The 21792-nt window shown below is 60.9% G+C and carries 24 protein-coding genes and 1 tRNA gene; 21 read left to right on the top strand and 4 right to left on the bottom strand.

Annotated elements, in window-relative coordinates; genetic code table 11:
* Positions 1 to 12: 12 nt before the first annotated feature.
* The 12 genes from AC19YX_RS07690 (at position 13) to AC19YX_RS07635 (ending at position 9856) form a co-directional block, all read left to right on the top strand.
* Positions 13 to 837, top strand: a complete 825-nt coding sequence (locus AC19YX_RS07690) for a substrate-binding periplasmic protein (protein WP_201130147.1) — start codon at positions 13 to 15, stop codon at positions 835 to 837.
* Positions 838 to 846: 9 nt separating this feature from the next.
* Positions 847 to 1203, top strand: coding sequence for a DUF4398 domain-containing protein (locus tag AC19YX_RS07685; protein ID WP_201130148.1), 357 nt, complete (start codon positions 847 to 849; stop codon positions 1201 to 1203).
* The gene (locus AC19YX_RS07680; protein ID WP_421547555.1) at positions 1200 to 2012 is read left to right on the top strand and encodes an OmpA family protein; all 813 of its coding nucleotides are present in this window, start codon (positions 1200 to 1202) and stop codon (positions 2010 to 2012) included. The genes AC19YX_RS07685 and AC19YX_RS07680 overlap by 4 nt, the downstream gene beginning before the upstream one ends.
* 202 nt (positions 2013 to 2214) lie before the next feature.
* Positions 2215 to 3654, top strand: coding sequence for an aminotransferase-like domain-containing protein (locus tag AC19YX_RS07675; protein ID WP_020300307.1), 1440 nt, complete (start codon positions 2215 to 2217; stop codon positions 3652 to 3654).
* A 79-nt stretch (positions 3655 to 3733) separates the two neighbouring features.
* The gene (locus AC19YX_RS07670) at positions 3734 to 4246 is read left to right on the top strand and encodes a translation initiation factor 2 (protein ID WP_500606012.1); all 513 of its coding nucleotides are present in this window, start codon (positions 3734 to 3736) and stop codon (positions 4244 to 4246) included.
* A 170-nt stretch (positions 4247 to 4416) separates the two neighbouring features.
* Entirely contained in the window at positions 4417 to 4671 is a 255-nt protein-coding gene (locus tag AC19YX_RS07665) for a YkgJ family cysteine cluster protein (protein ID WP_020300309.1), read from the top strand.
* Positions 4672 to 4713: 42 nt separating this feature from the next.
* On the top strand, positions 4714 to 5322 hold the full coding sequence (locus AC19YX_RS07660; protein WP_078471120.1) for an START domain-containing protein: 609 nt from the start codon (positions 4714 to 4716) through the stop codon (positions 5320 to 5322).
* A 108-nt stretch (positions 5323 to 5430) separates the two neighbouring features.
* Positions 5431 to 5688, top strand: a complete 258-nt coding sequence (locus tag AC19YX_RS07655; RefSeq protein WP_500606011.1) for a hypothetical protein — start codon at positions 5431 to 5433, stop codon at positions 5686 to 5688.
* Positions 5689 to 5898: 210 nt separating this feature from the next.
* On the top strand, positions 5899 to 6240 hold the full coding sequence (locus tag AC19YX_RS07650) for a ribonuclease E inhibitor RraB (protein ID WP_020300312.1): 342 nt from the start codon (positions 5899 to 5901) through the stop codon (positions 6238 to 6240).
* A gap of 441 nt (positions 6241 to 6681) precedes the next feature.
* Entirely contained in the window at positions 6682 to 8091 is a 1410-nt protein-coding gene (locus AC19YX_RS07645; protein WP_078471122.1) for a circularly permuted type 2 ATP-grasp protein, read from the top strand.
* An 11-nt stretch (positions 8092 to 8102) separates the two neighbouring features.
* Positions 8103 to 9053, top strand: a complete 951-nt coding sequence (locus tag AC19YX_RS07640; protein ID WP_078471123.1) for an alpha-E domain-containing protein — start codon at positions 8103 to 8105, stop codon at positions 9051 to 9053.
* The gene (locus AC19YX_RS07635; protein WP_078471124.1) at positions 9050 to 9856 is read left to right on the top strand and encodes a transglutaminase family protein; all 807 of its coding nucleotides are present in this window, start codon (positions 9050 to 9052) and stop codon (positions 9854 to 9856) included. Before AC19YX_RS07640 ends, AC19YX_RS07635 begins: the two co-directional genes overlap by 4 nt.
* A gap of 55 nt (positions 9857 to 9911) precedes the next feature.
* Here AC19YX_RS07635 and AC19YX_RS07630 read toward each other — a convergent pair whose 3' ends face one another.
* On the bottom strand, positions 9912 to 10718 hold the full coding sequence (locus tag AC19YX_RS07630; protein WP_500606010.1) for a c-type cytochrome: 807 nt from the start codon (positions 10716 to 10718) through the stop codon (positions 9912 to 9914).
* Between the two features lie 694 nt (positions 10719 to 11412).
* On the opposite strand from AC19YX_RS07630, the gene AC19YX_RS07625 reads away from it, so the two are divergent.
* From AC19YX_RS07625 to AC19YX_RS07615, 3 genes are all read left to right on the top strand, one after another.
* A complete protein-coding gene (locus AC19YX_RS07625; protein ID WP_078471126.1) occupies positions 11413 to 12618 on the top strand; it encodes an acetyl-CoA C-acetyltransferase in 1206 nt (401 codons plus the stop codon).
* A gap of 25 nt (positions 12619 to 12643) precedes the next feature.
* Entirely contained in the window at positions 12644 to 14788 is a 2145-nt protein-coding gene (locus AC19YX_RS07620) for a 3-hydroxyacyl-CoA dehydrogenase NAD-binding domain-containing protein (RefSeq protein WP_500606009.1), read from the top strand.
* Positions 14789 to 14893: 105 nt separating this feature from the next.
* Positions 14894 to 15622 (top strand): amidotransferase, encoded by a 729-nt coding sequence (locus AC19YX_RS07615; RefSeq protein ID WP_500606008.1) that lies wholly within the window; start codon positions 14894 to 14896, stop codon positions 15620 to 15622.
* Positions 15623 to 15658: 36 nt separating this feature from the next.
* Here the strand turns inward: AC19YX_RS07615 and AC19YX_RS07610 are convergent, their stop codons facing one another.
* The 3 genes from AC19YX_RS07610 to AC19YX_RS07600 all read right to left on the bottom strand — a co-directional run bounded on the left by AC19YX_RS07610 (position 15659) and on the right by AC19YX_RS07600 (position 18414).
* The gene (locus AC19YX_RS07610; protein ID WP_020300321.1) at positions 15659 to 16630 is read right to left on the bottom strand and encodes a magnesium and cobalt transport protein CorA; all 972 of its coding nucleotides are present in this window, start codon (positions 16628 to 16630) and stop codon (positions 15659 to 15661) included.
* Between the two features lie 157 nt (positions 16631 to 16787).
* Positions 16788 to 17510 carry a 1-acylglycerol-3-phosphate O-acyltransferase gene (locus AC19YX_RS07605; protein WP_078471129.1) on the bottom strand — a complete coding sequence of 241 codons (723 nt, stop codon included), beginning with the start codon at positions 17508 to 17510 and terminating at the stop codon, positions 16788 to 16790.
* Positions 17511 to 17724: 214 nt separating this feature from the next.
* Positions 17725 to 18414: a crotonase/enoyl-CoA hydratase family protein gene (locus tag AC19YX_RS07600; protein ID WP_078471130.1), complete on the bottom strand. Its 690-nt coding sequence runs from the start codon at positions 18412 to 18414 to the stop codon at positions 17725 to 17727.
* Between the two features lie 319 nt (positions 18415 to 18733).
* On the opposite strand from AC19YX_RS07600, the gene AC19YX_RS07595 reads away from it, so the two are divergent.
* The 6 genes from AC19YX_RS07595 (at position 18734) to AC19YX_RS07570 (ending at position 21730) form a co-directional block, all read left to right on the top strand.
* A tRNA-Ser gene (locus AC19YX_RS07595) sits at positions 18734 to 18823 on the top strand.
* Between the two features lie 140 nt (positions 18824 to 18963).
* Positions 18964 to 19503: a P-loop NTPase family protein gene (locus AC19YX_RS07590; protein WP_500606007.1), complete on the top strand. Its 540-nt coding sequence runs from the start codon at positions 18964 to 18966 to the stop codon at positions 19501 to 19503.
* 161 nt (positions 19504 to 19664) lie between these two features.
* The gene (locus AC19YX_RS07585) at positions 19665 to 19859 is read left to right on the top strand and encodes a hypothetical protein (RefSeq protein WP_078471131.1); all 195 of its coding nucleotides are present in this window, start codon (positions 19665 to 19667) and stop codon (positions 19857 to 19859) included.
* Between the two features lie 321 nt (positions 19860 to 20180).
* Positions 20181 to 20558: a hypothetical protein gene (locus AC19YX_RS07580; protein ID WP_043230875.1), complete on the top strand. Its 378-nt coding sequence runs from the start codon at positions 20181 to 20183 to the stop codon at positions 20556 to 20558.
* A gap of 110 nt (positions 20559 to 20668) precedes the next feature.
* Entirely contained in the window at positions 20669 to 20842 is a 174-nt protein-coding gene (locus AC19YX_RS07575) for a hypothetical protein (protein ID WP_178102954.1), read from the top strand.
* A 192-nt stretch (positions 20843 to 21034) separates the two neighbouring features.
* On the top strand, positions 21035 to 21730 hold the full coding sequence (locus tag AC19YX_RS07570) for an HAD-IA family hydrolase (protein WP_078471132.1): 696 nt from the start codon (positions 21035 to 21037) through the stop codon (positions 21728 to 21730).
* The last annotated feature ends 62 nt before the right edge of the window (positions 21731 to 21792 follow it).

The following is a 21792-nucleotide window of genomic DNA, read 5'->3' as shown; positions in this document are numbered from 1 at the left end:
GAGAGTTTCGCCATGGTTCTGCGCCGCTTGAGTGGATGCGCGGTATTGCTGGGAATGGTTCTGGCGCCTGGTTGGGTGCTGGCCGCCGGCAAGTGCGAGCGCCTGGTAGTCACTGGCAGCCCCGATGCGCCGCCTTATCTGTGGCGCGACCCGCAGGATCCGAAACACCTCATAGGCGCCAGCGCCGACCTGCTGCAGCAGGTGGCGGGCGAGCTGGGGCTCAAGGTCGAATTGCTCTATGCCGGGAAGCGCTCCGAAGCCCTGGCCGAAGTTCGCAGCGGGCGCATGGATATGCTGGCCGATGCGCCGCTGACTCTGAGCGAGCTGGAGTCGCTGGACTACATCCATCCACCCCTGGTGCAGAACGATTACCTGGTGTGGACGCGCAAGGGGTCAACGCTGGTCTACAACCAGTTGGCTGATTTGCATGGGCACCGTGGCGCTGTTTCGGAAAAGGCCCGCCTGACCCAGCCGTTCGAAGCCTTTGCCAAGGATCAGTTGACCCTGCGGCGCACGACCAACCTCACCGAAGCCTTGCAGAAACTGCTGCTGGGTGACGTCGAATATGTATTGGCCGGGCGTTATGCCGGGATGGCGCTGGCGCAGTCCCTGGGCATGGCCAACGACCTGGTGGCCGCTGCGCAGCCGGTCGACCGGCCGGGGCTATTCCTGGCGGTCTCCCATGACTCGGCCTGCAATGACCCATGGTTGCGCGGACAGTTGGCGAAAAAGATGACAGAATTGCCCGCGTCCGGCCTGACCGAGGCCTTGCTGCAGCGCAATCTTGAGCGCTGGAAAGCCCAGTTACAGCAACCCGCCGGCACCTCAAAACAGTAGGGATTTTGTGTGAGTATTCGACCTCTTTTCGCTGCCATGGCCATTGTGGCCCTGGCGGGTTGTGCAACCGATCCGGCGCCCATTGAACAGATGCGCCTGACTGAACAGGCCCTGGAACAGGCCAAGGCCGTTGGGGCCACTGTAGAAGATGTGCCGGAACTGAAACTCGCCGAAGACAAGTTCAAGCGAGCCCAGGGCAATATGCAGGATGAGTCCTACAAGCATGCACGCATGCGCGCCGAACAGGCCGAACTGGATGCGCGCCTGGCCGAGGCGCGGGTCCTGACCCTGAAAAGCCAGGAGCAGCTGAACGTACTGCAGAGCCGCATCACTCGCCTGCGCAAGCAACTGGGGGATGCCCAATGAACCTGATCACCCGAGTATTCAGCGGTGCCCTGGTGCTGGCCTGTGCGGGCTTGTATGGCTGTGCCGGTCAGCAAAGCGAAGAGGTCTTGCAACAGGCCGGTAACGACTTCCAGAAGGTCAAGGAAGACTCCAATGTGCTGCGCATCGCGCCCAAGGACGTGATTCGGGCCGGCGAGTCCCTGGCGCGTGCCGATCGCTTGTCCAGCTACTGGGGCAGCGGCTCCGACGTGGTGCATTACGCCTACCTCAGCCGGCGCTACAGCGAAATCGCCCGCGAGCACACCGAGCAAGTGTTGAATGAAGAGCGTGCAGCCAAGCTCGAACTGGAGCGCCAGCGCCTGCAATTGGCCCTGCGTGAAGCCAAGTTGCTCAGCGTGCAGCAGCAGGGCAAGTGGCTGGAAGAGCAGATTATCAGCCTGGCCACGACCCAGACCGACCGTGGTCTGGTCATGACCCTGGGCGATGTGTTGTTCGATACCGGTGAGGCGGAGCTGAAAAGCTCGGCCAATCGTACGGTGCTCAAAGTGGTGCAGTTCCTTCAGCTCAACCCCAAGCGGGTAGTGCGGATCGAGGGCTACACCGACAACACCGGCGACAAGCAAAGCAACCTGCAATTGTCCCGCGACCGGGCACAAGCCGTGGCCGATATGCTGGTAGACCTGGGCATCGACGAAAAACGCATCAAGGTCGAAGGTTATGGCGACGATTACCCGGTAGAGGCCAATGCTTCTGAACGCGGACGCGCGCAGAACCGTCGAGTGGAAATTGTGTTTTCCGACGAGAAAGGCCAGCTCGGCGCCGCCCGCTAAGGCCTGAGCAACACCCGAACCCGGTTACCTCAAGGTGCCGGGTTTTTTTATACCTGCCGATAGCCTCACAAAAAACCGTACAGTTTTTGCTGACACTGCGGTGTATCGTCGACTATTGTGACAACTGTCCCCGTACACTTCCAAACTGTTCCGGTAGTGTTTCACACAAGAATAAAATGCCCGTGAAATCGAGTGCTGCGTCATGACCAATCTCTTGCTGTATCAACGTATCGCTCAGCAACTGGCTGAGGATATTCGTCGGGGTGTGTACCAGCCCGGTGAGCGCGTACCCTCGGTGCGCAAGATGAGCTCGCAGCTCAATGTCAGCCACGCCACGGTGTTGCAGGCGTATGCCAATCTCGAGGATCAGGGGCTGATCCGCGCCCGGCCGCAGTCCGGTTATTACGTGCACCAGACTCCGGCCCTGACCGCGCCGACCCCGGACATTGCCCGGGTCGAGCGCCCGGGACTGGTCACCCGCAGCAGCATTATTCAACAGGTGTTGGTGGAGTCGCGCCGCGAAGGGGTGTTCCCGCTCGGCGCAGCGGTGCCCAGTGTCGATTACCTGCCGGTGCGCGCCCTGCATCAGCAGTTGGCCAAGGTCACCCGATTTCATAGCCCACGGGCGTTCAGCTACATGTTCAGCCCGGGTTTCGAACCGCTGCGCCGCCAGGTGGCCATTCGCATGCGCGATGCCGGTGTGGTGGTGGACCCTTCCGAAGTGGTGATCACCCACGGTTGTGTCGATGCCTTGCAGATGTCGTTGCGGGTGCTGACCCGGCCCGGCGACCTGATTGCCGCGGAGTCGCCCACCTACTACGGCCTGTTGCAACTGGCCGATCTGCTGGGGCTCAAGGTTATCGAGATTCCCAGTGACCCGGCGACGGGCATGAGCCTGGAGGCCTTGCAGCTGGCGGCCAACCAGTGGTCGATCAAGGCCCTGGTGCTGACGACGCGCCTGAGTAACCCGCTGGGTGGGACCATGCCCGAAGAGCGGCAGAAACAGTTGCTGCGCCTGGCGTCGGATTTTGACATTCAGGTGGTCGAGGACGATATCTACGGCGAACTGATGTTCGAAGTTGGGCGTACCAAGGCCCTCAAGGCCTATGACCGCCTGGACCGGGTGATCTACTGCTCGAGCTTCTCCAAGACCCTGTCACCGGGGGTGCGCATCGGCTGGATGATCGCGGGCAAGTATCAGCAGGAGATCCAGCGGCTGCAGACGTTCAGTACCCATTCGGCGTGCAGCGTGACGCAGATGGGGGTGGCGGCGTACCTGGAGAACGGTGGTTATGATCGCCATCTACGTTATATCCGTCAGGAGTACCGCAAGAATCTCAGTGCCTTCCAGTTGGCGGTGCAGCAGTATTTCCCCGAGGGCACGCAGATTACCCGGCCAACTGGCGGTTTCATTCTCTGGGTCAGCCTGCCGGGGCGAGTCAACACGCAAGAGTTGCACGTGCGTGCGTTGCAGCAGGGAATCAGCATTGCGCCAGGGCTGATCTTCAGTAATACCGAGCAATTCAACCACTGCATCCGCCTTAATTGCGGTACGCCATGGAATCGCGAGGCCGAGCGAGCGTTAATGACGCTGGGTATGTTGGCCAGTCAATTATGTCAGGAGACCGCTGGCGGTTTTTGAGGGGCGCCGGTTGCAACGCTTGTCATGAAGCTGTCGACAAGCGAGCATATGGCACCTTTCACTGCGCCCTTTTTTGTCTATGAAAGCTTTTTATCCTGCTGTCTGCCTGTTGATCTGCCTGTCGACGGCCTTGGGCGCCGGCCCGCTGCTGGCGGCGCCGACGCAGGACGAAAGTGCCCGGAGCGCGGCTTCCGGGTCAAAAAAACCGGCTGCAAATACGCCTTCTGCGAGCAAAAAACCTGCGGCCGCCAAACCCGCAGCCAAGCCCAAAAAAGCGGCCAAGACCAAAAAACGTGCGCCTATTGCTTCCAAATCCAAGTCCGCGCGTGAGATTGCCAAGACCCTGTTGCCGCCCGCCAAGCTCGACCTGAGCCTGCCACCGGAAATGGTCAAGCACCTGCAGCCCATCGGCACGGTAGCCATGCCCAAGCGCGAACCCTTGCTGCCGCAAATGTTTGGTGAGAAGCCCAAGGAAAGCAGCCCGTTTCAGCTCAACGGCCGTTTGTTGAGCAACGAAATGCAGTTGCAGTTGCGCAATGAAGAGCGGCGTGACGTCGAGGGCGCGGCCCTGGATTTCGAGTTCAAGCAATAAATTCCTTCCCCGTGTGTGACCCCTGACAACGACACTTTGTCGGAGACTGGTCAGTCACACAGCTTTCAGTGCAAAAACCGTTCTTAGAGTAATTTTAAACGGCTGTTTTAGCAGTTACTCTTGCTGTGCGTCATTTTCAATACTTTGCTCGTCGCGAGGAGCGTTTCACCATGAACTGCCGTGAAGGTTGTGGCGCTTGCTGCATTGCCCCTTCCATCAGCACACCGATTCCGGGCATGCCCCAGGGCAAGCCTGCCGGAGAACGTTGCGTGCATCTGTCGGTCGAACATTTGTGTGCGTTGTTCGGCCTGCCCGAGCGTCCGGCCGTGTGTGGGGCGTTTCATGCGGATATCGAAGTCTGTGGCGACAGCCGTGAGCAAGCCATCAAGTTGATTGGCTGGTGGGAACAAATGACGGCGGCTTGAGTGTTTTCAATGAACGGAACTTCAACAATAAGGAATAAGACAATGGGTTCGCTGCAACGAATGGCTGCGCTCTGTGGTTTGACAGTGTTACTGGCAGCAACGGCTCAGGCCGAAGATTGGCAAACGGCCAAGGATCAGGACGGGATCAAGGTCTCCCTGAGCGAAGTGGCGGGTTCCAAATACAAGGCTTACCGCGGCGTTACCGTGATCAAAACCTCGATGGCCAAACTGCAAAGCCTGCAGGAAGACGTAGCGGGTGCCTGTAGCTGGATCCACGAGTGCAAATCGCAGAAGCTGCTCAAGCACGAAGGTAACCAGAGCTGGACCTACACCCAGTTCAACACGCCGTGGCCGGTCACGGCTCGTGATTCGGTGCTGCATATCACCACCACCGAAGGCGCTGACGGTAGCCTGACGCGCAAGCTTGAAGGCGTGCCGACCTACATTCCCGAAGAGAAGGGGTTTGTTCGTGTGGCCCAGGTCGAAGGCTTCTGGAAAATGGTGCCCAAAGGTGCCGACCAGATTGAGGTGACCTACCAGGTGCACACCGAGCCTGGCGGCAGCGTGCCGTCCTGGCTGGCCAACAAGTTCGTGGTCGATGCACCGTTCAATACCCTCAAGGCGCTGAAAGAGCGCGCTGAGAAGCCTTGATCATCACCAGGCCTCACGCCAAAGGCCGCCTTCGGGCGGTCTTTTTTATGCGCAACAGCGGTGGAACGATTTCCCGGGCCTCAGGGTCGAGATGTTGTAGGCCCACCCATGGGCTTTATCGAGGAGGCACTGATGCAAAAGTGGCAAATCACTTTCGTTGACGATCATGGTGTCCAGTCAGTGGAGCAATTCGACTGTGAACAGCAGCCCAGCATGGAGCAGGCGGCACGAATGATTCGCGCAAAGCTGTTGCCGGTTTCGGCCGAACTGGATCTCAATGACCTGGAGGGGCGTACCGACGACCCGACAGTCAAAAGTCTGAAAGAACAGAACAGCATTCAAATCCTCGGCATTACTGCAATTTAGTCACCCGCCCGCTTGATCCTCAACCAGACCTTGGCAGCGCCCGGTTCTTGGCGCTACTCTGCAAACGAGATCAGCGAATGAATCGCTAAGGTCTGGTCTTGTCAGCTACATGCTTGTGTCCTGGCGGTGCTGTTTGCCGCAACGTCTGCAGCCTCTAGGTGCGGACAGGGAGTACGGAAAGTCTATCCATTGGTTCCAGGAGGACGTTTCATGAGCACAGCCTATCAAGAAGACATCAGCACCAGCGTGTTGCGCCGCATGAAAGAGGGCGGCTTCGACTTTTCACGATTCCATCCCATCGAGTTCTACGCCATTTTCCCGGATGAGGAGCGGGCGCGCAGGGCGGCAGGACATTTCCGCGGTGAATCCTTGAATGCCCAGATCAGCGTGCGCGACGATGGCGCGTGGTACCTGGAGCTAAGCAAGGTGATGTACGCCACCTACGGCGGCATCGGCGACTTCGAGCAGGACTTTGAGGCGGTGGTCGAGCCTCTGGGCGGCATCATCGAAGGTTGGGGCGTGAAGCAGGAGGTTCGAGGGTTACTCGTATAGCGCATATGAATAGCGTCAAGACAGCATCGGCTGACCCTCGGGTTGGCCGATTTGGTTTCCGCAAGGCAAAAAAAGGCCACCTGCAAGGGGTGGCCAAAAGGGAAGAGCGGTATTAGGGAATGCCGTCGGGGTGGTGAGCACCCATCAGCGGCAACGCCCTGAAGCTTAAGGCATCGACTCCGTCACGCCGGGTTACGAAGTTTTGCGCGATGCACGGATTATCCAGCGCCTCGCCCGGGCAGTGAAATCAACTCTGACTATGCTGGTGATAGCCACGGCCATTGCCTCGCATTAGAGCGTGGGCGATCAAGTTGGGGCGTTTGCTGCACGGCAATGGTGCGGTGTGACCGAGAAGTTAATCCAACTAATTGAAATCAAAGCGTTTATGCCAGTGGCACGGGCCTTGCGATGCCTAGATGTCCGGGTGACAAGGAGTACGGCATGATCCGCACCTATTTTGATGAAATGTACGATGCTGGCGGCCAGGTTCGCCCGCATTACCGGGAGTTTGCCCGTTGGCTTGCCGAAACCCCTGACGAGCTTCTGGCACAGCGGCGACGCGAGGCCGACCTGCTGTTTCACCGCGCCGGCATCACCTTCACGCTCTATGGCGACGAGCAGGGCACCGAGCGCCTGATTCCGTTCGACACCATTCCCCGCAGCATTCCGGCCAGTGAGTGGCGGATCGTCGAGCGCGGCTGCATCCAGCGGGTCAAGGCACTGAACATGTTCCTGGCCGATCTTTACCACGACCAGCGGATCATCAAGGCCGGGATCATTCCTGCCGAACAGGTGTTGGCCAACGAGCAATACCAGTTGGCGATGCAGGGGTTGGATCTGCACCGCGATATCTACTCGCATATTTCCGGAGTCGATCTGGTGCGCGACGGCGACGGTACCTATTACGTACTCGAAGACAACCTGCGGACCCCCAGCGGCGTGAGCTACATGCTCGAAGACCGCAAGATGATGATGCGTCTGTTCCCCGAGCTGTTCGCCGCCCAGCGCATCGCGCCAATCGACCATTACCCGAACCTGTTGCTCGATACCCTGAAAAGCTCCAGCGCGCTGGATGACCCGAGTGTCGTGGTGTTGACACCGGGGCGTTTCAACAGCGCGTTCTTCGAACATGCGTTCCTGGCGCGGGAAATGGGCGTGGAACTGGTGGAAGGCGCAGACCTGTTCGTGCGTGACGATCGGGTCTTCATGCGCACCACCGACGGCCCCAAAGCGGTGGATGTGATCTATCGCCGCCTGGATGACGCCTTCCTCGACCCGCTGGCCTTCAACCCGGACTCCATGCTCGGCGTGCCGGGCCTGCTGTCTGCCTATCGTTCGGGCAATGTCGTGCTGGCCAACGCCATCGGCACCGGCGTGGCCGACGACAAGTCGGTTTATCCCTTTGTCACCGACATGATCCGGTTCTATCTGGATGAAGAGCCGATCCTGAAGAACGTGCCGACCTGGCAGTGCCGCAAGCCCGACGAATTGTCCCATGTGCTGGCTCATCTGCCGGAACTGGTGGTCAAGGAAACCCAGGGTTCCGGGGGCTACGGCATGCTGGTGGGACCGGCCGCTACCGCAGCGGAAATCGAGACCTTCCGCGCGCGGATCAAGGCCAAGCCTCACGCCTATATCGCGCAACCCACCTTGTCGCTGTCCACGTGCCCGACCTTTGTCGAAAACGGCATCGCTCCGCGGCACATCGACCTGCGTCCGTTTGTCCTGTCTGGCCGTGAAACCCGTGTCGTGCCCGGTGGTCTTACCCGTGTGGCGCTGCGTGAAGGCTCCCTGGTGGTGAACTCCTCCCAGGGTGGTGGAACCAAGGACACCTGGGTGGTCGAGGATTAAGGAAGCTTGCCATGTTGAGTAGAACCGCCTCGGACCTGTATTGGATGTCGCGTTATCTGGAGCGGGCGGAAAACCTCGCGCGGATGCTCGACGTCAGTTATTCACTGTCATTGATGCCCCAGGACGGTCGCGGCGATGGCTTGCACGAACTGGCCATGCCGCTGCTGATTACCGGCACCCTGGATGACTACCTGGAGCGCCACGGCGAACTGCACGCCGAGCGCCTGTTGCATTTCTTCGCCCTGGACGCCGCCAACCCGGCCAGTATCTACAGCTGCCTGGGCTCGGCACGTGCCAGTGCCCACGCGGTGCGTGGGCGGATCACCGCCGATATGTGGGAAAACATCAACGCCACCTGGCTGGAGATTCGCGGCATTGCCGAACAGGGCCTGAGCCGTTACGGCATGAGCCGGTTCTGCGAGTGGATCAAGGAGCGCTCACACCTGTTTCGAGGCGCTACCTACGGCACCATCATGCGCAACGACGCCTTTCGCTTCATTCGCCTGGGCACCTTTATCGAGCGCGCCGACAACACCTTGCGCCTGCTTGACGCGCGCTACGAGATGGCCGGCGATCAGGCCGACGCCGTCAGCGACGGCACGGCCCATGCCTATTACCAGTGGAGCGCCTTGCTGCGCGCCTTGTCGTCGTTCGAGGCCTACACCGAGATCTACCGCGACGCGCCGGGCGCCAGGCATGTGGCCGAGTTGCTGCTGTTGCGCGCCGACGTGCCGCGCTCCCTGCGCGCCTGCACCGAAGAGATCGACCAGATCCTCGCCAGCCTGCCGGGAACCAACGGCCGGCCGGCGCAGCGCCTGGCGGCCGAAATGGATGCGCGCCTGCGCTACACCGGCATCAACGAAATCCTCGAAGAAGGCCTGCACGCCTGGCTGACCGAGTTCATCCCGCTGGTGCGCCAGCTGGGCAACGCCATTCACAGTTCCTACCTGGAGGCTGTATGAGACTCTCCATCAGTCACGAAACCGCCTATCACTATGAAAACCAGGTGCGAGCCAGCATCCAGTACCTGCGCCTGACGCCCCACGACAGCGAGCGCCAGCACGTGCTCAGTTGGCAGCTTGATCTGCCGCGTCCGGTGCGCGCGCAGCTGGATCCCTTCGGCAACATTCTGCACGTGCTGACCTTGGACGAGCCTCACGAGGCGATCATCATCGGCGCGCGCGGGCAGGTGGATATCGACGAGTTGCGCGAGGCCGAGCATGAGAGCCAGTCGCCGCTACCGTTCCTGCGCTTTACCCGGCTCACCGAGGCCGACCAAGCCCTGCGTGCCTTTGCCGACAAACAATGCCGCAAGCGTCGTGATCGCAGCGGGCTGATCGACCTGATGCACGCGCTGAACCAGTACATGACCTATGCACCGGGTTCTACTGCAGTGGACACCAGTGCGGCTCAGGCCTTTGCCGGGCGCTCCGGCGTCTGCCAGGACCACACCCACGCCTTTCTCGCCTGCGCTCGCAGTCTCGGGGTGCCGGCGCGGTACGTATCGGGATACCTGTACAGCGAGAACAGCGAGCACCTGGCTAGCCACGCCTGGGCCGAAGCCTGGCTGGATGACGCCTGGTACAGCTTTGACGTGACCAATGAGCTGGCGCGCCCCGAGCGCCACCTGAAACTGGCGGTGGGCCTGGACTACCTGGATGCCTGCCCGGTGCGTGGCATGCGGCGCGGCGGTGGTGGCGAACAGATGCACGCCAAGGTGCTGGTTGCACCGACCCCGCCGGTGATCCTGGTACAGCAGCAGTAGGTTGTACGCCGCGGGCCCAGGGGCGGCCTTTCAGGCGTTTATCTGGCAGCAGTCTTCAAGGCTGCTGTTTACGCCCCGCCATATGTTTCAGATACCCGAGCAGCAACTCCAGCTCCGTGTCCGGCAGGACGCTGCTGGAGAACCCCGGCATCTTCGCCTGGGGCCAGCGGCGCAAGCTTTGCGGATCGCGGATATAGCGCTTGAGAAAGGCTTCACCGAAGTACTCGGTCGGGCTGTAGGGGATGTTCAGGTCAGGGCCGAACTGCGAGTCGCCCGCAGCATTCAGGCGATGGCAGGCCAGGCAGTTCTTCTGGAATAACGCAAACCCTTGGTTCACCGGGTCGTCGCTCGCCAGGGCCGGGTCTGGCCGCAAGGCTGGGAAACGCTCGGCAACCGGCGCCAGGCGCTTGATGCTGGCCAGCTCGAACGGCCATTGCTCCGGGCTGATATGGCCGGCCTGGGGGTTGGTCCAGACCAGGTAGAACGGCCCTGCACTGGGTTTGCCCTGAGCCAGTTTCGGCCAGGGCCTTGACGGGTCTTCGATGGCCAGCCAGGCCCGGGCGCCGTCGCGATTGAGCAGGGGCGCGGCGGAGAGTTCGGCGGCAAACCCGTCCAGGGCCACTGCCTGCAAGTGATCGTCGGCCTTGACCCCTTCCAGCAGCGCCTCCAGTGGCACGGCGCGATAAATCATGTCGCGTTTGTAGGAGACGTCGTCGCTGATGGTGATGGTCCGCACTTCAGGGTGTGCCAGCAACTCCGCGGTCTGCCAGGTGCGGCTGCCTGCGCCCAGCTCCAGGACCAGTTGCGCAGCCTGCAATGGCGTACACAGGAGCAGGGCGCTCCAGAGGATAAGAGGTTTCAATTGATCGCCGTTCTATTGCTGAAAATGAGTGCCCGGGCGCTCCGCAAGAAGCCTGCCTGATGATGGGCAGCGGCGCGGCCATAGGCTGGCTCAGCGGCGCTGCGTCAGGAAGGTTGGCACACAACTTCGCACGCCGAAAGCGCATCGGCGCGCAACGTGCTGCATGGCGGTGAAACAGCCACGCTGACTAGCCGATCACTTTGGTGAGGTTGGGCAAGATCAAGAGCAAGGTGGTAGCGAAAAGAATGAGCCCGGCTTGACGTACTTTCGAATGCTTGAACATGGCTGTGTGCCTTTTGTTGTTATTCCTGAACATCTGATGCATGCGTCTGTCGACTTCACGATGACCCGACCATGTGTCCCTTTTCTTACACGTGCCCGGGAAATCCCCGGCTGCAACGATTTACTGCCTGCTGTTTCTACCTTAGGGGCCTTGTAACACTTGGCTTAGATCCAATTCATATCAAGTTGTCATGTAAAGCTTTTCAACGGTTATGAGGCTTATTGCCAGCTGCGTCGGCGCCCGTTGGCTAGACAGTTCCCCGTCGTTGTTGGCGACATCTATTAGCTCGCTACCGTTCGTCTGAGCGCGTGGGTCAAGGCCGCTGAGCGCATCGGTCATTGAATCCGGCGCCGCCCGGCCTAAGGTGAGCGCTCTGCCTTTTTCTCTCCCGTACAGCGGTTCGAGGACGTCATGACTGAAGCTTTGATATTCGACGCGTTACGCACGCCCCGTGGCAAAGGCAAGGCCGATGGCGCCTTGTACAGCGTCAAGCCGGTGAACCTGCTGGCCGGGTTGCTCAATGCGCTGCAACGGCGCACCGAGCTCGATACCAGCCAGGTGGATGACATCGTCCTCGGCTGTGTCACGCCGGTGGGCGACCAGGGCGCCGACATTGCCAAGACCGCAGCCCTGGTGGCGGATTGGGACATCAGCGTGGCCGGGGTGCAGATCAACCGGTTTTGCGCGTCGGGCCTGGAGGCGGTCAACCTGGGAGCGATGAAGGTGCGTTCCGGTTTCGAGGACCTGGTGGTGGTCGGCGGGGTCGAGTCCATGTCCCGGGTACCCATGGGCAGCGACGGCGGGGCCTGGGTCCTGGATCCGCAGACCAACCTGCACAGTCATTTCACCCCGCAGGGTATCGGCGCCGACCTGATCGCGACCCTGGAAGGCTTCAGCCGGCAAGACGTCGATACCTTCGCCCTGCAGTCCCAGCAAAAGGCCGCGCGGGCGAGGGCGGATGGGGCCTTCGACAAGTCCCTGGTGCCGGTCCGGGACCAGAACGGCATCCTTCTGCTGGAGCAGGATGAGTTCATCCGTGGCGACTCGACCCTCGAAGGCCTGGGCAAGCTCAAGCCGAGCTTCGAGATGATGGGGCAAATGGGGTTTGACGCCACTGCCTTGCGCGTCTACAGCCATGTCGAGCGCATCAACCATGTGCACACGCCGGGCAACAGTTCGGGGATCGTCGATGGCGCGGCGTTGATGCTGATCGGCTCCGAAGCCAAGGGCCGGGACCTGGGGCTGACGCCTCGGGCGCGGATCGTTGCCACTGCGGTCACCAGTACCGATCCGACCATCATGCTCACCGGGCCAGCACCGGCCACTCGCAAAGCCTTGGCCAAGGCGGGTTTGCGCATCGAGGACATTGACCTGTTTGAAGTCAACGAAGCGTTTGCCTCGGTGGTGTTGAAATTCATCAAGGACATGGCCATCGACCCGGCCAAGGTCAACGTCAATGGCGGTTCGATCGCCATGGGCCACCCACTGGGCGCCACCGGTTGCGCGATCCTCGGCACCCTGCTCGATGAGCTGGAGGCCCGGCACCAGCGTTACGGCCTGGCGACGCTGTGCGTCGGCGGCGGCATGGGTATCGCCACCATCATCGAACGCCTCTGAGCCCCGACTTCAAGGAAACCTCGTCATGACCGATGCCATCCGTTACGAAAAAGGCCAGGACCAGATTGTGGTGCTGACCATCGATATGCCGGGCCAGAGCGCCAACACCATGAACGCGCAGTACCGCGAAGCCATGGCCGCCAGCGTCGCGCGCCTGCAGGCCGAGGACGACAGCCTGGCCGGGGTGATCATTACCTCGGCGAAAAAGACCTTCTTTGCCGGCGGTGATCTCAACGAACTGATCAAGGTGGGCAAGCCCGAGGCCAAGGCTTTCTACGACATGGTGCTGAGCCTCAAGGCGCAGCTGCGCGCCCTGGAAACCCTGGGCAAGCCGGTGGTCGCTGCGATCAACGGCGCGGCCCTGGGCGGCGGCTGGGAGATTTGCCTGGCCTGCCACCACCGCATTGCGCTGGATGATCAGACGCTGCAGATTGGCCTGCCGGAAGTGACCCTCGGCCTGTTGCCGGGCGGTGGCGGCGTGGTGCGCATGGTCCGCATGCTGGGCCTGGAAAAGGCCTTGCCCTACCTGCTTGAGGGCAAGAAAGTACGGCCGCAGCAAGCGTTGCAGGCCGGGCTGGTCGATGAGCTGGCGAGCGACCTTGAGCAGATGTTGGCCAAGGCCCGGGCCTGGATCCTGGCCAACCCCTCGGTCAAACAGCGCTGGGATGTGGCGGGTTACCAGATCCCCGGAGGCACGCCATCGAACCCCAAGGTCGCGCAGATGCTGGCCATTGCCCCCTCGATTTTGCGCAGCAAGACCCATGGCTGCATGCCGGCGCCGGAGAAGATCCTGTGCGCAGCGGTGGAGGGCGCCCAGGTCGATTTCGACACCGCGCACTTGATCGAGACCCGCTATTTCACTGAGCTGACCACCGGCCAGGTGGCGAAGAATATGATTGGCACCTTCTGGTTCGGGCTCAATCAGATCAACGCCGGCGGTTCGCGCCCGCAAGGCATTGCGCCCAAGGTGACGCACAAGGTCGGGGTGCTGGGCGCCGGGATGATGGGCGCGGGAATCGCCTACGTCAGCGCCCTGGCGGGTATCCAGGTGGTGCTCAAGGACATCGACCTGGCGGCGGCCGAGAAGGGCAAGGCGCACTCGGCGACCCTGCTCGAGAAAAAGGTCGCTCGCGGGCAACTCAGTGGGTTGCAGCGTGATGCGGTACTGGCGCGAATCAGCCCCACCGGGCAGGACGCCGATCTGGCGGGCTGCGACCTGATCATCGAAGCGGTCTTCGAGGACCGCGAGCTCAAGGCCAAGGTGTCCTCGGCGGCGCAGCGGGTGGTCGGCGCGGAGGCGGTGATCGCCTCCAACACATCCACCTTGCCCATCAGCGGCCTGGCCAGCGCGGTGCCGAATCCGGACAAGTTCATCGGCCTGCACTTCTTCAGCCCGGTGGACAAAATGCCCTTGGTGGAAATCATCAAGGGGGCTCGCACCAGCGACGAAACTTTGGCCCGAGGTTTTGATTTCGTACTGCAAATCAAGAAAACCCCGATAGTGGTCAACGACAGTCGCGGATTTTTTACTTCGCGGGTATTCGGTACCTTCACCAATGAAGGCATCGCCATGCTGGGCGAAGGTGTCGCCGCAGCGATGATCGAAACCGAGGCGCGCAAGGCCGGCATGCCCATTGGCCCGTTGGCGATCTCCGACGAAGTATCGCTGAGCCTGATGAGCCACATTCGCCAGCAGACCACCAAGGACCTGCAGGCCGAAGGCAAGCCGCCCATCGAGCATCCAGCCTTTGCCGTGATCGATCTGCTTCTCAACGAATACAAGCGCCCCGGCAAGGCGGCGGGCGGCGGTTTCTACGATTACCCGGCGGGGGCGCCGAAGCACCTGTGGCCGGAGCTCAAGGTGCGCCTGGAAAAAGCCGAGGGGCAGATTTCAGCGCAGGACGTGCGCGACCGGTTGCTGTTCATCCAGGCCATCGAGACCGTGCGTTGCCTGGAAGAGGGCGTGCTGCACTCGACGGCGGATGCCAACGTCGGTTCGATTTTCGGCATCGGTTTCGCCGCCTGGACCGGCGGTGCCCTGCAGTTCATCAACCAGTACGGCTTACGGGATTTCATCGCCCGCAGCCACTACCTGGCGGAGCAATACGGCCAGCGTTTCGCACCACCGGCCCTGCTTCTGGAAAAGGCCGCCCAGGGCCAATGCTTCTGATGCTGAACGGCGTGCAGTGAACCTTTCCGGGGCTTGCCTTGACCCAGTGTTTCAAGGCAGGCTCTGGGCTGTTCATTATTCCCATCATCGTGTCAGGTATTTTTTATGTCGCTACGCATCTGCATTCTGGAAACCGACATCCTGCGTCCCGAACTGGTCGATCAATATCAGGGTTACGGGCAGATGTTTCAGCGCCTGTTTTCACAGCAACCGATCGCCGCCGAATTCACCGTCTATAACGTGATGCAGGGCGATTACCCGAGTGATGATCTGAGCTTCGATGCGTACCTGGTCACCGGTAGCAAGGCCGATTCCTTCGGCACCGATCCCTGGATTCAAACCCTCAAGACTTACTTGTTGGCGCGCTACGAGCGCGGCGACAAGCTGCTGGGTATCTGCTTCGGCCATCAATTGCTGGCGCTGCTGCTGGGCGGCAAGAGCGAAAGGGCGAGTCAGGGCTGGGGCGTGGGCACCCACAACTACAAACTGGCCGCCAAGGCCCCCTGGATGAGCCCGCTGGTGGAAGAGCTGACTCTGCTGATCAGCCACCAGGACCAGGTCACCGCCTTGCCGGAAAACGCCACGGTGATCGCCTCCAGCGACTTCTGTCCGTTCGCCGCCTATCACATCAATGACCAGGTGCTGTGCTTCCAGGGGCACCCGGAGTTCATCCACGACTATTCCCGAGCGCTGCTGGAGATTCGCCAGCAACACCTGGGCGAGCAGATCTACCAGCAAGGCGTGGCCAGCCTCGATCACGCCCACCATGGCGCCACGGTCGCGGAATGGATGATGCGCTTTGTGGCCCACACCCCTGAGGTCAAGTCGGCCTGAAGCGGCTCAGCTCGGTTCCTGCAACAGGGGCCGGGCCTACAACCATCCCGAGCGCTTGAAGCTGGCCCACAGGCTGACGCAGCCGACACTGATGAACCCCAGTACGCCGAAGTAGCCGTAATGCCAGCTCAGCTCCGGCATGTTCTGGAAGTTCATGCCGTAGATCCCCGCCACCGCTGTCGGAAACGCCAGGATCGCCGCCCAGGCCGCGAACTTGCGTTGCACCACGCTTTGCCGCGAGGCCTCCAGCAGCACACCGATTTCGATGGTCTGGCTGGCGATGTCGCGCAGGGTCGACAAGTCTTCCATTTGCCGCGTGACGTGAATTTGCACGTCACGAAAGTACGGCCGCATGTTCTTGTCGATAAACGGGAAGCTGAGCTTTTGCAGCTCCTCGCTGATCTCCACCATCGGCGCCACGTGCCGCCGCAGACGCAGGACGTCGCGACGCAGGCCGTGAAGGTTCTGGATGTCGCGCTCGTTCAATGAGTCGCACAGGACATTGCGTTCCAGTTCGTCGATCTCGGCGTGGATCGCCTCACTGACCGGCTGGTAGTTCTCGGTGACGAAATCCAGCAGGGCGTAGAGCACGAAGTCTTCGCCATGCTCCAGCAGCAGTGGCCGCGCTTCGCAGCGCTGGCGCACGTAGCCGTAGGATTTGGAGTGGCCGTTGCGGGCGGTGATGATGTAGCCGTTGCCGGCAAAGATGTGGGTTTCGATGAACTCCAGCTTGCCGGCCTCGCGCACCGGGGAATAAGTGACGATAAACAGCGCGTCGCCGAAGGTTTCCAGCTTCGGCCGGCTGTGTTTTTCCAAGGCGTCCTCAATGGCCAGTTCATGCAGGTTGAACTGGCGTTGCAGGTTGGCCAGTTCGTGAGCATTGGGTTCTTCCAGGCCGATCCAGACAAAGTGACCGGGTTTGGCCGCCCAGGCGGCCCCTTCGTCGAGGGTGATATCAGTGACTTTCTTACCGGCGCTGTAAACGGCAGCAGCAACAACTCTACCCATAGTTCTTGTTCGCTTCTTCTTATCAACATGATCGAGACAGACCTGCACCAGCTTAGCCTGCAATACCTGATCAGAGTCAGCAGAATCGGCGGAGTTCGCCGTTAATAAAAAGCCCGCACAAGGCGGGCCATTCGGGGCAAAAGAGGGGGCGCCAGCATCAGCCCGGTTGCAGCTGGCGATCCATCGAGGCGATGCATTCGCGCATCTGTTCACGGCACTGGGCAATCAACAGCGGCATGTCATCCATGCTCAAACCGGCAGTGGGAATGGCCGGCAGCGAGCGGATCAGGATCTTGCCGCTGCGCCAGCGACTCAGATTCATCTGTTTGATATAGCTGCTGACACACACGGGCACGATGGGCACGCCGGCCGCTATCGCCATCTGGAACGCGCCTTTCTTGAATGGCAGCAGGTCTTCACCGAAGTTGCGCGTGCCCTCGGGGAACACCCAGATCGAGGTGTCCTCGTGCTGCAAGGTGTGGGTGGTGGTCAGCATCGAGCGCCGGGCCTTTTGTGCGTTGCCACGGTCAATCAGCACGTTGCCCGCCAGCCAGAACAATTGACCGAACAAAGGCACCCACTTCAGGCTCTTCTTGCCGATGCACACGGTACGGCGCGGCACCACGTTGCCAAACACAAACAGGTCGTAGTTGGATTGGTGGTTGGCAATGATCACGCAGCTCTGTGGCTTGTCCATCAGCGAGCCAACGTCAGCCTTGACCCGCAGGCGCAGGATGCACATCGCCGGCCACGCATAGAGGCGCGCGCAGAGGCGGCTGTTGTCCGGGTTGAACGGGCGGCATAGGCCAATCAGCACGCCAAGGACCCCCGCAGCCATAAAGTGCAGCCCCATCAACAACATACGAAACAAATACAGCATCTACGAGCCCACCTGGGACAAAAGGTGGCGCAGTGTACGGATGTGCACTGGTTTCGGCAATTGCTGCCATTCACTGGAGATGGCCGATGTTTAAGCGCATGTTTCCAGCAGAAGGGCTCAGCTGCGGTTTAGAGCGGTTGCCGTAAGTGACCGGGCTCGGGCAAGAAAAAGCCCGACGCTGAGGTCGGGCTTTTGCCGGGCAAATTCCGGGGAGTTAGCCCAAGTGCTCCTGATCCTGAATGATGGCGTTGTCCAGGGTGTCCAGCAGTGCCTTGCGCACCTTCAGCTTGGTGTTCTTGTGAGCGGTCATGTTGATCTTCTTCAACTGACGTGCAACTTCCAGCGCGGCGCTGGTCAGCTCATCGGGGCTTACCACCTTGTCGAGGAAGCCTGCGTCCACCGCGCTTTGCGGGTTGAACATTTCGCCGTTGATCACTGAGCGATGGAACGCCGACCGGCGCAGGCGATCACGGGCCAGTTCGATACCGGCGTGGTGCATGGTCATGCCGATCTGTACCTCGTTGAGGCCGATGCTGAACGGGCCGTCGACGCCAATCCGGTAGTCGGCCGACAACAGGATGAATGCGCCCTTGGCCACTGCGTGCCCAGGGCAGGCAACGATCACCGGAAACGGGTGCGACAGCAGGCGCCGCGCCAGGGTCGAACCCGACGTCACCAGGCTCACGGCCTCCTTGGGGCCGGCAGTCATGACCTTCAGGTCATAGCCGCCTGACAGAATGCCCGGCTGACCGGTGATGATCACTACGGCACGGTCGGCGACCGCACGGTCCAGCGCGGCATTGAAGGCGACAATCACGTCCGGGGAAATGGCATTGACCTTGCCATTGCTCAAGGTCAGGGTCGCGATACCGTCTTCGAGATGGTAAGAAATCAATTCACTCATGACGCAATTCCTTGTATTGAAGTGGGGCAGACGTTACCCACCACCGTAGGTCAGGTAAAGCGCTGTGACTGACTGATGAGTCAGCCTTTCAGCGCTCGACAAGCCTAGCCGGCCACACAGACCGTGCATCACCCCTTCTATATAGAGGGGCGCCAGGCCAGAGATTGGCCGGTTTGCCATGGCCCAATCCCAGTCCTGAGCCCGGCAATCTGCAGAAGTGCCTTAAGCGCATGAAAATTCTCAAAAAAACCTTTGCCATCGGAAAAGCTTTCGACTACATTAGCGCGCCTCGACAGACTGAATCAGTTTGACGAGACACGGTTGGGTGTCCGAGAGGCTTAAGGAGCACGCCTGGAAAGTGTGTATACAGGAAACTGTATCGAGGGTTCGAATCCCTCCTCAACCGCCATATTCGATGTACACAAAACCCCTGGTTTCCTTGAGAAGCCAGGGGTTTTGTGGTTTCTGGCATTTGAAAATTCACCCGCCTGCGGCATTGATGACCTCGGTGGCTGGGCGAATCTCGGATTGGGCAAGGGAGTCCTGAAGATGGGGAGGCGGATTTACATCAGCGGTGCATCCGGTGCCGGCGTCAGCACCCTGGGTGCCGCGTTGGCGGCGAGGCTTGGGGTGGCGCATGTGGATGTCGATGATTACTACTGGTACCCGACTGAGCCACCCTTTGTGCAGGCGCGCCCTGTGTTGGAACGTGTGAGTCTGCTTCGTGGGGTTCTGGCTGAGGGTGACTGGGTGCTTTCCGGTTCCCTGGATGGCTGGGGCGACGAGGTGATTCAAGGCGTTGACTGGGTGGTGTTTGTCGACACGCCGACGGCGCTGCGTATTGAGCGGATCAAGGCGCGGGAATTGCAGTGTCACGGTGAGCGCATTCTTCCGGGCGGGGACATGCATGAGAATCACCTGGCGTTCCTCGCCTGGGCCGAAAGCTATGAGTCGGGCAGCCGGGCCGGACGCAATCGACCGCGACATGAGCGCTGGCTCGATCAGTTGCCGCTGCCCTGGCTGCGGGTCGACGGTGCGCTGCCGACCGAGTTGCTGTTGCAGCGGGTCCTGTCAGGGATTGCTGGTTGAGTGGCCTGCGACAAAAGCCCGCGGCCGTTCGTCGGTGCCTTGTGCCTCTGAACGGGCAGGTCTGTAAATGACCAGCTAGTCTGAAGCGCCGTGATGGTCAGTATTTCCAAGGCAATCAGGTGCTTGCCGGTGCTGGCTGGTTGTTGATAGGAGCTGGGCTTATGAGTGTTCCTTATATCGAGGACAACGGGGATGAGTTCCCCATCAACAATCTGGTGCGCTGCGGTCAGGCAGCGTTTGATGTGGACGCGGGTGAATCCCTGGCCAAGGTTGTGGCGGGCAGGAGCCCGTCGCGTGCTCCGTTGAAGGTCGGTGGAGCGAAGTTTTTCCCCAAGGCGCTGCCGTTGCGCAAATGACTCGAGTGTTGATTGAGCCCCGCCAGCCAGCGGGGCTTTTTATTGGGCGGGTTGGGGAGGGGCTGCGGCGGGTTGAATCGTGTGGGATAGGGCGGCGGCGTTTTTTTCACATAATCTTCACATCCGGGGCAGTAGGCTCAGCTCATCCGTTAGAAAGCAATCCATTGGCCCGTTACCCCAGCGGGCTTTTTTTTGCCTGTCTTAAAACTCTTTGTGTATAAGCTGTCCAACTCACGCGATATCAGGTGTGGGGCGCTCTGTCGTGCGCCCCATTCCGATCTGCACGTGGGTCTTCGATCTTCTTTTTTTGAGGTTTATGTCATGCGTTTAACACTGCCTGCTCTGGTTGTAGGGCTTCTGGTCGCTCAAGGTGCGATGGCTGGCGATGGCACTGCGGCGATTGGCGGCGGCCTGGGTGGCGTCTTGGGTAATGTGGTCGGCCAGCAGATGGGTGGCAGCACTGGCGCGGCGATCGGCGCCGGTGTAGCGGGTGCGGCCGGCAGTGCCGTGGGCGCGCGCAAGGGTAGCCGGGTCCAGGCTGCGGTAGGCGGCGGTATCGGATCGGCGGGCGGTTCGGTCATCGGCAGCAAGCTGGGCGGCAGTACCGGTTCGAATATCGGTGCCGGCCTGGGTGGCGCAGCCGGTGGCGCGCTGGGCAGCAGCATGGGTAACAAGGGTCACAAGCACAAACATCGTTGAGCATCAGCGGTCGTTGAAAAGCCCGGCAATTTGCCGGGCTTTTTTAGGGTTGAACGTTTTGCGGTTTTTCGATTCGAAATTTTACCTCCCCCGCGAAAATCGAGACTGCCATGACCCCCGAAACTGCAGGCAATGAAGAGAAAGGCCCAAGCGGACTGCCCTTTATCAACGATCCGGGCAACGAAGATCCGGGTTCGCTGATGGATGATGCGCAGGTGCCACTCAACGACGCCGACGAAGCGCTGGATGAAGACGACGAGCCGGATCCCGACGACAGTTACTGAGATTCGCCCCCGCCCTTGGCGTTGAGCCGCCCGTCGCGCCGCCCTCTGTGGCGCTTTTCACCGCGCCCGAGAATCACTGCCCGTTGCCCCTGGCCCGTGCACGCCGCTATGCTGCTGAACCCATTAATCGAGCAAAAAACTGGGCGTACCTGAGCCGCTCCCCGGATGTTTTTTGTTAACGGAGCAGACGCGATGAATGCACGGTTGAATGAATTGGGCCCGATCAAGGCCGTTATTTTCGATATGGATGGGTTGCTGCTGGACACCGAGGGCATTTACACCGAGGTCACCCAGCTGATTGCCGATCGCTACGGTCGCACGTTCGACTGGAGCATCAAACAGAACATCATTGGCCGTGGCGCCGGTGACCTGGCGCGCTATGTGGTCGAAGCACTGGAGCTGCCGATCAGCGCCGAGGAGTTCCTGGTCATCCGCGAACCGCTGATGCGCGAGCGTTTCCCCCGTGCCCTGGCCATGCCGGGCGCCCGGGAGCTGGTGCAGCATCTGAAGGCGCATAAGGTGCCGATTGCCGTGGGCACCAGTTCGTCACGCCAGTCCTTCGGCCAGAAAACCACGCTGCATACGGACTGGTTCGCCCTGTTCGACACCGTGGTCACTGCCGATGACCCCGAGGTTGGCGCGGCCAAGCCGGCGCCGGATATCTTCCTCACCGCCGCTCGGCGACTGGGGGTGGCGCCGCAAGATTGCCTGGTGTTCGAGGATTCGCCGTTTGGCGTGACCGCCGCCAAGGCCGCCGGCATGACCGCGATTGCGGTACCGGACCCGGCCATGGCTGATGAGCGCTATGCCCATGCCGATGCCATTATCCGTTCGCTGAAAGCGTTCCAGCCCGGCGCCTGCGGCTTGCCTTCGCTGCAATGGGCGTGACACCGATCAACGCCGCGTGACCGCGTGACAGCAAAGCGCCGGGCAACCTGATGACAGGGTTG

This window comes from Pseudomonas sp. MF09150, from assembly GCF_059862355.1.
Note: the sequence above shows the minus strand (reverse complement) of the source record. Positions and strands in the feature narration are given on the sequence as shown.

What these genes read in the sequence shown, in the direction of transcription:
- AC19YX_RS07690 (WP_201130147.1), top strand. Translation starts at nt 13, where the DNA reads ATGGTTCTGCGCCGCTTGAGTGGATGCGCGGTATTGCTGGGAATGGTT.
- AC19YX_RS07680 (WP_421547555.1), top strand. Translation starts at nt 1,200, where the DNA reads ATGAACCTGATCACCCGAGTATTCAGCGGTGCCCTGGTGCTGGCCTGT.
- AC19YX_RS07675 (WP_020300307.1), top strand. Translation starts at nt 2,215, where the DNA reads ATGACCAATCTCTTGCTGTATCAACGTATCGCTCAGCAACTGGCTGAG.
- AC19YX_RS07670 (WP_500606012.1), top strand. Translation starts at nt 3,734, where the DNA reads ATGAAAGCTTTTTATCCTGCTGTCTGCCTGTTGATCTGCCTGTCGACG.
- AC19YX_RS07665 (WP_020300309.1), top strand. Translation starts at nt 4,417, where the DNA reads ATGAACTGCCGTGAAGGTTGTGGCGCTTGCTGCATTGCCCCTTCCATC.
- AC19YX_RS07660 (WP_078471120.1), top strand. Translation starts at nt 4,714, where the DNA reads ATGGGTTCGCTGCAACGAATGGCTGCGCTCTGTGGTTTGACAGTGTTA.
- AC19YX_RS07655 (WP_500606011.1), top strand. Translation starts at nt 5,431, where the DNA reads ATGGGCTTTATCGAGGAGGCACTGATGCAAAAGTGGCAAATCACTTTC.
- AC19YX_RS07650 (WP_020300312.1), top strand. Translation starts at nt 5,899, where the DNA reads ATGAGCACAGCCTATCAAGAAGACATCAGCACCAGCGTGTTGCGCCGC.
- AC19YX_RS07645 (WP_078471122.1), top strand. Translation starts at nt 6,682, where the DNA reads ATGATCCGCACCTATTTTGATGAAATGTACGATGCTGGCGGCCAGGTT.
- AC19YX_RS07640 (WP_078471123.1), top strand. Translation starts at nt 8,103, where the DNA reads ATGTTGAGTAGAACCGCCTCGGACCTGTATTGGATGTCGCGTTATCTG.
- AC19YX_RS07635 (WP_078471124.1), top strand. Translation starts at nt 9,050, where the DNA reads ATGAGACTCTCCATCAGTCACGAAACCGCCTATCACTATGAAAACCAG.
- AC19YX_RS07625 (WP_078471126.1), top strand. Translation starts at nt 11,413, where the DNA reads ATGACTGAAGCTTTGATATTCGACGCGTTACGCACGCCCCGTGGCAAA.
- AC19YX_RS07620 (WP_500606009.1), top strand. Translation starts at nt 12,644, where the DNA reads ATGACCGATGCCATCCGTTACGAAAAAGGCCAGGACCAGATTGTGGTG.
- AC19YX_RS07615 (WP_500606008.1), top strand. Translation starts at nt 14,894, where the DNA reads ATGTCGCTACGCATCTGCATTCTGGAAACCGACATCCTGCGTCCCGAA.
- AC19YX_RS07610 (WP_020300321.1), bottom strand. Translation starts at nt 16,630, where the DNA reads ATGGGTAGAGTTGTTGCTGCTGCCGTTTACAGCGCCGGTAAGAAAGTC.
- AC19YX_RS07605 (WP_078471129.1), bottom strand. Translation starts at nt 17,510, where the DNA reads ATGCTGTATTTGTTTCGTATGTTGTTGATGGGGCTGCACTTTATGGCT.
- AC19YX_RS07600 (WP_078471130.1), bottom strand. Translation starts at nt 18,414, where the DNA reads ATGAGTGAATTGATTTCTTACCATCTCGAAGACGGTATCGCGACCCTG.
- AC19YX_RS07590 (WP_500606007.1), top strand. Translation starts at nt 18,964, where the DNA reads ATGGGGAGGCGGATTTACATCAGCGGTGCATCCGGTGCCGGCGTCAGC.
- AC19YX_RS07585 (WP_078471131.1), top strand. Translation starts at nt 19,665, where the DNA reads ATGAGTGTTCCTTATATCGAGGACAACGGGGATGAGTTCCCCATCAAC.
- AC19YX_RS07580 (WP_043230875.1), top strand. Translation starts at nt 20,181, where the DNA reads ATGCGTTTAACACTGCCTGCTCTGGTTGTAGGGCTTCTGGTCGCTCAA.
- AC19YX_RS07575 (WP_178102954.1), top strand. Translation starts at nt 20,669, where the DNA reads ATGACCCCCGAAACTGCAGGCAATGAAGAGAAAGGCCCAAGCGGACTG.
- AC19YX_RS07570 (WP_078471132.1), top strand. Translation starts at nt 21,035, where the DNA reads ATGAATGCACGGTTGAATGAATTGGGCCCGATCAAGGCCGTTATTTTC.